Below are 7,849 nucleotides of genomic sequence, written 5' to 3' on the forward strand. Positions count from 1 at the left end.
CCGACCGCGGGCGACGGCCACCAGCGCCTGCTGGTCGCGCACCCGCGACGCCTCGGGGCCCGTCGGGTCCACGAGGGCCAGCATCGCGATCAGCAGCGCGTCCGCCGCGTCGGCGGACCCCATCCGGGTCAGCGCGGCGGCGCAGCGCAGCAGGCGGTCCACGTCCCGGCGGGCGCTGAGCGCGTCCAGCGAGCGCGCCAGGTCCACGGCGAGGCGCCGGGCCGCCTGCCGGTCCGGCGCGGACCGGGACAGGACTGCTTCGAGTTCGACCATTCGGCTGTTCATCCGGCACCCCAGGTGGTTGCTCGGTCTGCGACGGCTCGGTTCCCGCGTTCGGACGCCGGGTTCCGGCGTTCGGGCGCGTGGACTCGTGCCGCCGGGGTGGAATCGTCGTCCATAGCGGCGATATCGGTTGCTCCGGGCATTCGTTAGCCCAGTCCAGAACATTGTTACGGCACGAATGGGCGAATGTCCGAAGCGAATCCGCAATATTGCGGACAACTCGGCAATTTTCCTGTTGTTCACACGGCCCACACGTCCGGCCACTGTCCCACGACCACCGCGACCGCCGTGGGACGGACACCGCATGCGCGTGGGTTCGCACCGGCCCTGGCCGGGCGGCGAGGTCGACACCGGCCGGCGCGGTCGTCGCGCCGTACCGCTTGACCAACCCCTCAGCCACGAACGCGTAGCCCGTGCGGTTCCCCTTCCTCGTGTTCCGGGGGGTCAGCGTGGGCGCGGGGGCATGTCGTCGGCCGGGTAGACGCACGCCATCGGCCGTGCGGCGGGTCGTGAGCACCTTCCGGGCCGTCATGCGTTCCGGTTCCCGTAGCGGAACGCGCGGATGCGGTTGGGCCCGAAGCGTTCCTCGGTCATCCTGTGCGCCTGGCAACCCCCGGTCGCCGCTACCCCGTTCCGGGGACGGATCTTGTCCGAAGCGTCCGTCCGCCGCTGACCGGTCGGGTTCGCCCACACCGCAGGAGGACATCGATGACCGTTGCCCACGACGACCCCCACGTCGCGCGGCTCTTCGAACGCATGGCCCTGCTGGTCTCCGACGGGATCGGCGACCCGCTCGACGTCCACGAGCACCTGGTCGAGCTGGCGATGGCCAACTCGCCGGACGTCGCCCGCTACTGGAAGCAGGTCGGGGTGGGCGTCGGCGTGCCCGACACCGCCTACAAGGACGGCGGGCCGCACCTGTTCCCCGACGCGCCGCCGGTCCGCGTGTTCCGCACCAGCGGCACGACCGGGAGCGTGCGGGGCAGCGTCCGCTACTCCAAGCTCGGCCTGGAGCTGAAGGGGATCGCGATCGCCGCCAACGCCCGGCGGCACCTGCTCACCGGCGACGTGCGTCCCGCGGTCCTGTCGTTCGCGCCCTCCGAGGAGGCCGCGCCGGAGATGGCGATCGCGTTCGACATGGCCCGGCTCGCCGAGGCGTGCGGCGACCCCCGGTTCAGCGCGGCCGTCGTGGGCTCGGACGGCGTCGACTTCGACCTGCTGGCACGGCGCCTCGACGCCGCCGTGGCCGAGGACCTGCCGGTGGTGCTCGTGGGCGCGACCTTCGCGTTCGTCAACATCTGCGACGCGCTCCAGGCGCAGGGCCGCAGCTGGCAGCTGCCCGCCGGCTCCCGCATGTACGACGGCGGCGGGTTCAAGGGCCGCTCGCGGATCATGAGGGTGGACGACCTCCGCGTCGCCGTGCGCCGGGTCTTCGGCATCGAGCGGCACGGCAACATCTTCGGCATGACCGAGCTGGCCAACATGCTCTACGACGCCTCCGACACCCCCGTCGGCCCGCTCGGCGAACGACCCAAGGGCCACCACCCGGCGGGCGGCCCCAAGGTCCGCGACCCCCGCACGCGCGAGCACCTGACCGAGGGCCACGGCCTGCTGGAGGTCACCGACCTGTCCCTGCTCGACCGGCCGCACGTCCTGCTGACCGGCGACCTCGGCGTCGCCGGGCCGGAAGGCGTCGCCATCGCCGGCCGCATCGCGGGCAGCACCAGCCGCGGCTGCTCCCTGACCCTGGACGAGATGACCGGAGGAGCCGCATGAGCGTGTCGTGGATGCCGGGCTGGGCGCCGGTGGACGGCGTGCCGTTCAGCCTGCGGTCGGGCCCGCACGAGTGGCGCGGCGTCCGGCCCGCCGACTGGACCGCGGTCGGCGCGGGCCTGGCGGCGGCGCACGAGGAGCTGCGCCGGCTGCCCGTGCGTCGGATCGTGGCGGCGCTGGACGAGGTGTCCGACCGGTGGGCCAAGCGGGACTTCGCCCCGCGCCGCGCCACCGTGCGGGACGCCGCGCTGGTCACCGGCATGTCCGAGGAGACGATCGAGCGCGCGCTGGACGCCGAGGTGGGCAACCTGCGCGCCGAGTCGCTGCTCGCCGCGCTGACCCGCGAGCTGGGCGACCCGGAGGTGCTCGACGGCTTCCGCGGTGGCACCACGGCCGTCGGACCGCGCACCGTGCTGGCCGTGTTCTCCGGCAACGTCCCCGGCCTGCCCGTGCGGTCGCTGGTGCGCGCGCTGCTGGTCAAGGCCACCGTGATCGCCAAGGTCCCGGCCAAGGAGCCGCACTTCACCGCCGCGTTCCTGCGCAGCCTGCACGACGTCGAGCCGGTGCTGGCGAACGCCGTCGTGGCCACGTACTGGGACCGCGCGGACGACGCGTCGCTGGAGGCCGCCCTGGGGCACGCCGACGCGGTGATCGCCTACGGCGGCGACCAGGCGTGCGCGGCGATCCGCGCCAAGGTCGCGCCGCACCAGCTCTACGAGGAGCACGCGCACAAGCTGTCGTTCGGCGTGATCAGCGCCGACTACGCGGCGAAGCACGGCGCCGCCGAGGTGGCCCGGCGGATCGCCGCCGACTGCAGCGACTTCGACCAGCACGCGTGCCTGTCGCCGCAGGTGTACCTGGTGCAGGAGCAGCACGCCCGCGCGGTGGCGCAGCACCTCGCCGCGGCGATGCGGGACGAGGCGCGGGACACCCCGCCCGGGACGGTCGACGACCTGGACGCCACGGTGCTGCAGCACCGCAGGCTCGTCGCCGAGTGGCGCGCGGCCACGTCGGACGTGAGCGAGGTGTGGTCGCCGGACGGTCTGGAGTGGACGGTCGTGCTGGACGACACGCTGATGCCGCTCAGCGGCGCGGGCAACCGGGTCGCGCGGATCGTGTCCGTGCCGGACGTCGCCGCCGCCGTCGCCGTGATGCGCCCGTACGCCCGGCACCTGCAGAACGTGGGGCTCGGCGCGGTCGGCGACGAACTGCGGCGCACGGCCCGGGAACTCGCCGTCCTCGGGGCGAGCCGGGTGTGCGCGCCGGGCGCGATGACCAAGCCCAGCATGGTCTGGCGGCACGACGGTCAGCCGCGCATCGCCGGGCTCGTGCGCTGGTGCGACGTCGAGCTGCACCCGGAGCTGGAGCCCGACCCGACGGCCGTGTGACCGCTCTCACCGGTCCGGATGCTGGAAATCCGCTTCCTCGCCGCCCACCCCGGCGGCGAGGATCGGCCGGTGGCCGCACCGAGTGAGACCCCTGCCCGCCCGCGTTCCCGGCCATTCGTGCCGCTGGTGTCGTTCAGCCTCCTGTCGAGCGTCGGGTACGCGCTCGCCGGACCGTTCATGTCGCTGTTCCTGATCAAGGAACTCGGTGCCGGCCCGGTCCAGAGCGGCGCGTTCCTGCTGGTCAGCGCACTGGCGGCGATGATCGTCAGCACGTTGATCGGCCGGTTCTCCGACTCGCGGGCGATCCGCCGCACCCTGCTCGTGGTGGCCGGGTTGGCGAGCGCGGTCGCGTGGGTGCTGTTCGCGCTGCTGCGCGACTACTGGCTGCTGCTGGTGGTGGCGGTCACCTTGTGGGCGGTCGGGTCGTCCCAGATGCCGCAGATGTTCGCCTACGCCCGGCAGCTGCTGGAGCGCAGCGGCTCGGCGCGAGGGCCGCTGGTGATGAGCGGCCTGCGCATGACCATGTCGATCGCCTGGGTCGGCGGTCCGCCGCTGGGCGCGCTGCTCATCGTGGGCGGCGGGTTCACCGGCCTGTTCTGGGTCAGCGCCGCCGTGTACGGGGTGGCGGTGCTGGTGGCCGTGGTGTGGCTGCCCGAGCTGGGCAAGTCGCCCGAGCCTGCGGAGGCGGTGGAGCAGCGGTCGGGGCTGCGGCGGGAGATCCTGCTCGCGGCGGTGGCGTTCGTGCTGCTGCAGGGCGCGACGTCGGTCGGCGTCGCGGCGATGCCGTTGTTCATCACCGAGAACCTGGGCGGCACGGCCGGTGACGCGGGACTGGTGCTCGGCCTGTGCGCGGCGCTGGAGATCCCGCTGATGCTCGCCTTCGGCGCGTTGGCGATCCGGTTCAACCACCGGGTGCTCGTGCTGGCGGGCGGCGCGGTGGCGCTGGCCTACTACGGGGTCATGCTCGTCACCCAGGCGACCTGGCAGGTGATGGCCGCGCAGGTGCTGCACGCCGTGGTGATCTCGGCGGTGATGGGCGTGGGCATCTCCTACTTCCAGGACCTCGCGCCGGACCGGCCCGGCTACGCCAGCACCCTCTACACCAACACGGCCAAGACCAGCGCGATGCTCTCCGGGCCGCTGCTGGGCGTCGCCCAGCACTTCGGCTTCCGCACCGCGTACGGGATGGGCCTGGTCATGTCGGTGCTCGGGCTGGCGCTGCTGCTGGCCGCACGCCGACGGCGGTCACACGGTTCGGCGACGCCGGGCGGTCGGTGATACTGGGCCGATGATCGACGAGCTGCTGCGGCGCCAGGCGGACTTGCAGGCACAGGCGGACGGGGTCGTGGCCGACCTCGGGCTGGACCGGCTGCTGGCCGAGCTGGGGGAGCCCGTGCGGACGGGCAGCTCCGCGCTGGGCCTGATGGTGGTGCCGGACATCGACATCACCGTGGCGTGCCCGGCGCTGGACATCCCCGCGGTGGTGGGCGTCGGCGCGCAGCTCGCGCTGCACGGGCGGGTGCGCGTGGTGCAGTTCCGCAAGGACGACCGCGACTGGAACGCCGAACCGCACATCTACCCCGACGGCCTCTACCTGGGGGTGAAGTACCGGGACGAGACGGGTCCGGAGTGGAACCTCGACCTGTGGTTCGTGGACGAGCCGGACCGCCAGCCCGACCTCGGGCACGTGCGGGAGCTGTCCGGCCGGATCACGGAGGAGACCCGGTCGGCGATCCTGCTCATCAAGCACGCCCGCCCGGACTACCGCAGCTACGACGTCTACCGGGCGGTGCTGGACGACGGCGTGCGCACCCCGGAGGACTACGACGAGTGGCTCGCCGCCGGGACCGGGTGAACCGACCGCCCGGTCACGTCGGAGGCGGCGCGACCGGGGGATCGGTGAACACGGGATCGGTGAACGACGCCTTGCGGGCGGCCCGGCGCAGGGTGCGCAGCAGCACCGGACCCGTCGCGAGCACCAGCACCGTGGTGGTGATCGCCCGGCCGACGTCCCAGCCCAGCGACGTCGCCAGGCTGAACGCCACCACCCGCACCAGGTTGTCCAGGATCGGCCCGCCCGGCTGGTAGGACAGCGACGTGCCGCCCGCGCCCAGCGCGAACGGCCAGAACGACAGGTTCAGCAGCAACCCGTAGACCAGCGACGCGATCGCGCTGTACGCGGCGAGCAGCGCCAGTTCCGCCCGACCGCGCAACGGCGGCAGCAGTCCCGCGCCCAGCGCCACCCAGGCCGCGCCGAGCATCTGGTACGGCAGCCACGGCCCGACGCCGCCGGTGAGCAGCGCCGACGCGAACAGCATGGTGTTGCCGAGCACGAACCCGAAACCGGGCCCGAACACCCGCCCGCCCAGCACCAGCAGGAAGAACACCGTCTCGATCCCCGCCGTGCCCGCGCCCAGCGGCCGGATCGCGGCGCCGAGCGCGGAGAGCACGCCGAGCATCGCCACGGCCTTCGCGTCCAGCCCGCCCTCGCTGATCTCGGCCAGCACCACGGCCAGCACGAGCGGCAGGAGCAGGGCGAACGTCCACGGCGCGGTCGTGCCCTGCGCGATGTCGGCGTCGGCGGACACCAGCAGCGGCCAGCCGAACGCGGCCACGCTGATCGCCGCCGCCACGGCCAGCGCCAGGGTCGCGCGGGGCCGGACGCGGACCGAAGTGTTCACCGAGGCGTTCGCCCGGGTGTTCAGCCGGGCGTTCACCGGGCCGCCAGGGCCGCGCGCACGTCCGCCACGGTCAACCACGACTGAGGCGCGAGCACCTTCGCGACCTGCGGCGAGAACACCGGCGAGGCGGTGACGACCTCGGCGGTCGGCCCGTCGGCCACGACCTCGCCCTCCGCCAGCACCACCACCCGGCTCGCGTACTCGGCCACGAACTCGACGTCGTGCGTGGCCAGCACGACCGCGTGCCCGTCGTCGGCGAGGTCGCGCAAGGTGGCGGCCAGCCGCGTCTTCGCCGGGTAGTCCAGCCCGCGGGTCGGCTCGTCCAGCAGCACGACCCGCGGCGACGGCGTGAGCGCGACGGCCAGCACCAGCGCCAGCCGCTGCCCCTCGGACAGGTCACGCGGGTGGCGGTCGTCCGGGATGCCCGACGCGAGCCGGTCCAGCAGGTCGCGGCAGGTGCCGGCGGGCTTGCCGGACTCCCGGTCGGCCTGCGCGCACTCACCGCCGACCGTGTGCAGGTACAGCAGGTCCGCCGGCTGCTGCGGCACCAGGCCGATCGCCTCGCGCCGCCGTGCGGGTTTGAGCGACGCCGGGTCGACGCCGTCCACCGCGACCTCGCCGCCGGACCGCCTGCCCGCGCCCTGCACCGCCCACAGCAGGCTCGACTTGCCCGACCCGTTGCGCCCCATCACGGCCACCCGCTCACCCGCGCCGACCCGCAACGACACGCCACTCAGAGCGTCCACAGTGGAGTAGCGGACCCGGAGGTCCTTGATGTGCACCAGGTCCCCGGACGGCTGCGCGAGCGGGACGGGCGGCTCGGCGAGCCGGTCGCGCAGCGGTCCCGCCAACCGCCGCGCGTCCCGGACGGACACCGGCACCGGCTCCCACCCGGCCACCTGCGCCAGCCGCACCACGGGCGGCGCGACCGGGGCGTCCGCGAGCACCGCGCCCGGATCGCCCGAGACCGGCGGCAGCCCAGCGCCCGGCAGCCACACCACCCGGTCGGCGTACTGCGCGACCCGTTCCAGCCGGTGCTCCGCGATCAGCACGGTCATGCCCAGGTCGTGCACCAGACGGTGCAGGGCGGCCAGCACGTCCTCCGCCGCGCCGGGGTCCAGCGCCGACGTCGGCTCGTCCAGCACCAACACCTTCGGGTGGGCGGTCAGCGCCGCGCCCACGGCCACCCGCTGCTGCTGCCCGCCGGACAGCGTGGCCAGCGGCCGGCGCCGCAACCCGGCCAGCCCCAGCAGGTCCAACGTCTCCTCGACCCGTTTGCGCATCACCGGACCGGGCAGCGCCAGCGACTCCATCGAGTACGCCAGCTCCTCCTCGACCGAGTCGGTGACGAACCCGGCCTGCGGGTCCTGCGTCACCACGCCCACCACGTCGGCCAGCTCACGCGGCGGGTGCGTGCGGGTGTCCCGGCCCGCGACGAGCACGCGGCCGGCGAGCGTGCCGCCGGTGAAGTGCGGCACCAGCCCGTTGACCGCGCGCAGCAACGTCGACTTGCCCGACCCGGTGCGGCCGACCACCAGGCACAGCTCTCCCTCCGGCACGTGCAGGTCCACCGCGGTCAGCGTGGGAGCTGCGGCGTCGCGGTAGGTGACGGTGACGTTCTCGAACCTGATCATGTCTCTTCCCTGGTCGGACGCCCGGAGCGGCCGGCGGCGAGGACGGGCGCGACCGCGCACAGCAGGGCCAGCGCGGGCAGCAGGTGCCCCG

At 74.0% G+C, this 7,849-nt stretch carries 7 protein-coding genes; 4 read left to right on the forward strand and 3 right to left on the reverse strand.

The window, feature by feature from the left end; translation table 11 throughout:
• On the reverse strand, positions 1 to 285 hold a 285-nt coding region (locus tag ACFQ3T_RS32350), incomplete at its 3' end, for a hypothetical protein (protein WP_380729221.1).
• Positions 286 to 990: 705 nt separating this feature from the next.
• Here ACFQ3T_RS32350 and ACFQ3T_RS32355 point away from each other — a divergent pair.
• From ACFQ3T_RS32355 to ACFQ3T_RS32370, 4 genes are all read left to right on the forward strand, one after another.
• The gene (locus tag ACFQ3T_RS32355; protein WP_380729223.1) at positions 991 to 2,058 is read left to right on the forward strand and encodes a long-chain-fatty-acid--protein ligase; all 1,068 of its coding nucleotides are present in this window, start codon (positions 991 to 993) and stop codon (positions 2,056 to 2,058) included.
• Positions 2,055 to 3,443, forward strand: coding sequence for an acyl-CoA reductase (locus tag ACFQ3T_RS32360; RefSeq protein ID WP_380729225.1), 1,389 nt, complete (start codon positions 2,055 to 2,057; stop codon positions 3,441 to 3,443). The genes ACFQ3T_RS32355 and ACFQ3T_RS32360 overlap by 4 nt, the downstream gene beginning before the upstream one ends.
• Before the next feature lie 69 nt (positions 3,444 to 3,512).
• A complete protein-coding gene (locus ACFQ3T_RS32365; protein WP_380729227.1) occupies positions 3,513 to 4,721 on the forward strand; it encodes a sugar efflux transporter in 1,209 nt (402 codons plus the stop codon).
• A gap of 10 nt (positions 4,722 to 4,731) precedes the next feature.
• Complete coding sequence (locus ACFQ3T_RS32370) at positions 4,732 to 5,298, forward strand: hypothetical protein (RefSeq protein WP_380729229.1); 567 nt, start codon at positions 4,732 to 4,734, stop codon at positions 5,296 to 5,298.
• Between the two features lie 13 nt (positions 5,299 to 5,311).
• Here ACFQ3T_RS32370 and ACFQ3T_RS32375 read toward each other — a convergent pair whose 3' ends face one another.
• Positions 5,312 to 6,124 carry an ECF transporter S component gene (locus ACFQ3T_RS32375; RefSeq protein WP_380729231.1) on the reverse strand — a complete coding sequence of 271 codons (813 nt, stop codon included), beginning with the start codon at positions 6,122 to 6,124 and terminating at the stop codon, positions 5,312 to 5,314.
• A 32-nt stretch (positions 6,125 to 6,156) separates the two neighbouring features.
• Positions 6,157 to 7,758 (reverse strand): ABC transporter ATP-binding protein, encoded by a 1,602-nt coding sequence (locus ACFQ3T_RS32380; protein WP_380729234.1) that lies wholly within the window; start codon positions 7,756 to 7,758, stop codon positions 6,157 to 6,159.
• Between the last annotated feature and the right edge of the window lie 91 nt (positions 7,759 to 7,849).

The organism is Saccharothrix hoggarensis, assembly GCF_042678885.1.
GTDB lineage: Bacteria > Actinomycetota > Actinomycetes > Mycobacteriales > Pseudonocardiaceae > Actinosynnema > Actinosynnema hoggarensis.

What these genes read in the sequence shown, in the direction of transcription:
- ACFQ3T_RS32355 (WP_380729223.1), top strand. Translation starts at nt 991, where the DNA reads ATGACCGTTGCCCACGACGACCCCCACGTCGCGCGGCTCTTCGAACGC.
- ACFQ3T_RS32360 (WP_380729225.1), top strand. Translation starts at nt 2,055, where the DNA reads ATGAGCGTGTCGTGGATGCCGGGCTGGGCGCCGGTGGACGGCGTGCCG.
- ACFQ3T_RS32370 (WP_380729229.1), top strand. Translation starts at nt 4,732, where the DNA reads ATGATCGACGAGCTGCTGCGGCGCCAGGCGGACTTGCAGGCACAGGCG.
- ACFQ3T_RS32380 (WP_380729234.1), bottom strand. Translation starts at nt 7,758, where the DNA reads ATGATCAGGTTCGAGAACGTCACCGTCACCTACCGCGACGCCGCAGCT.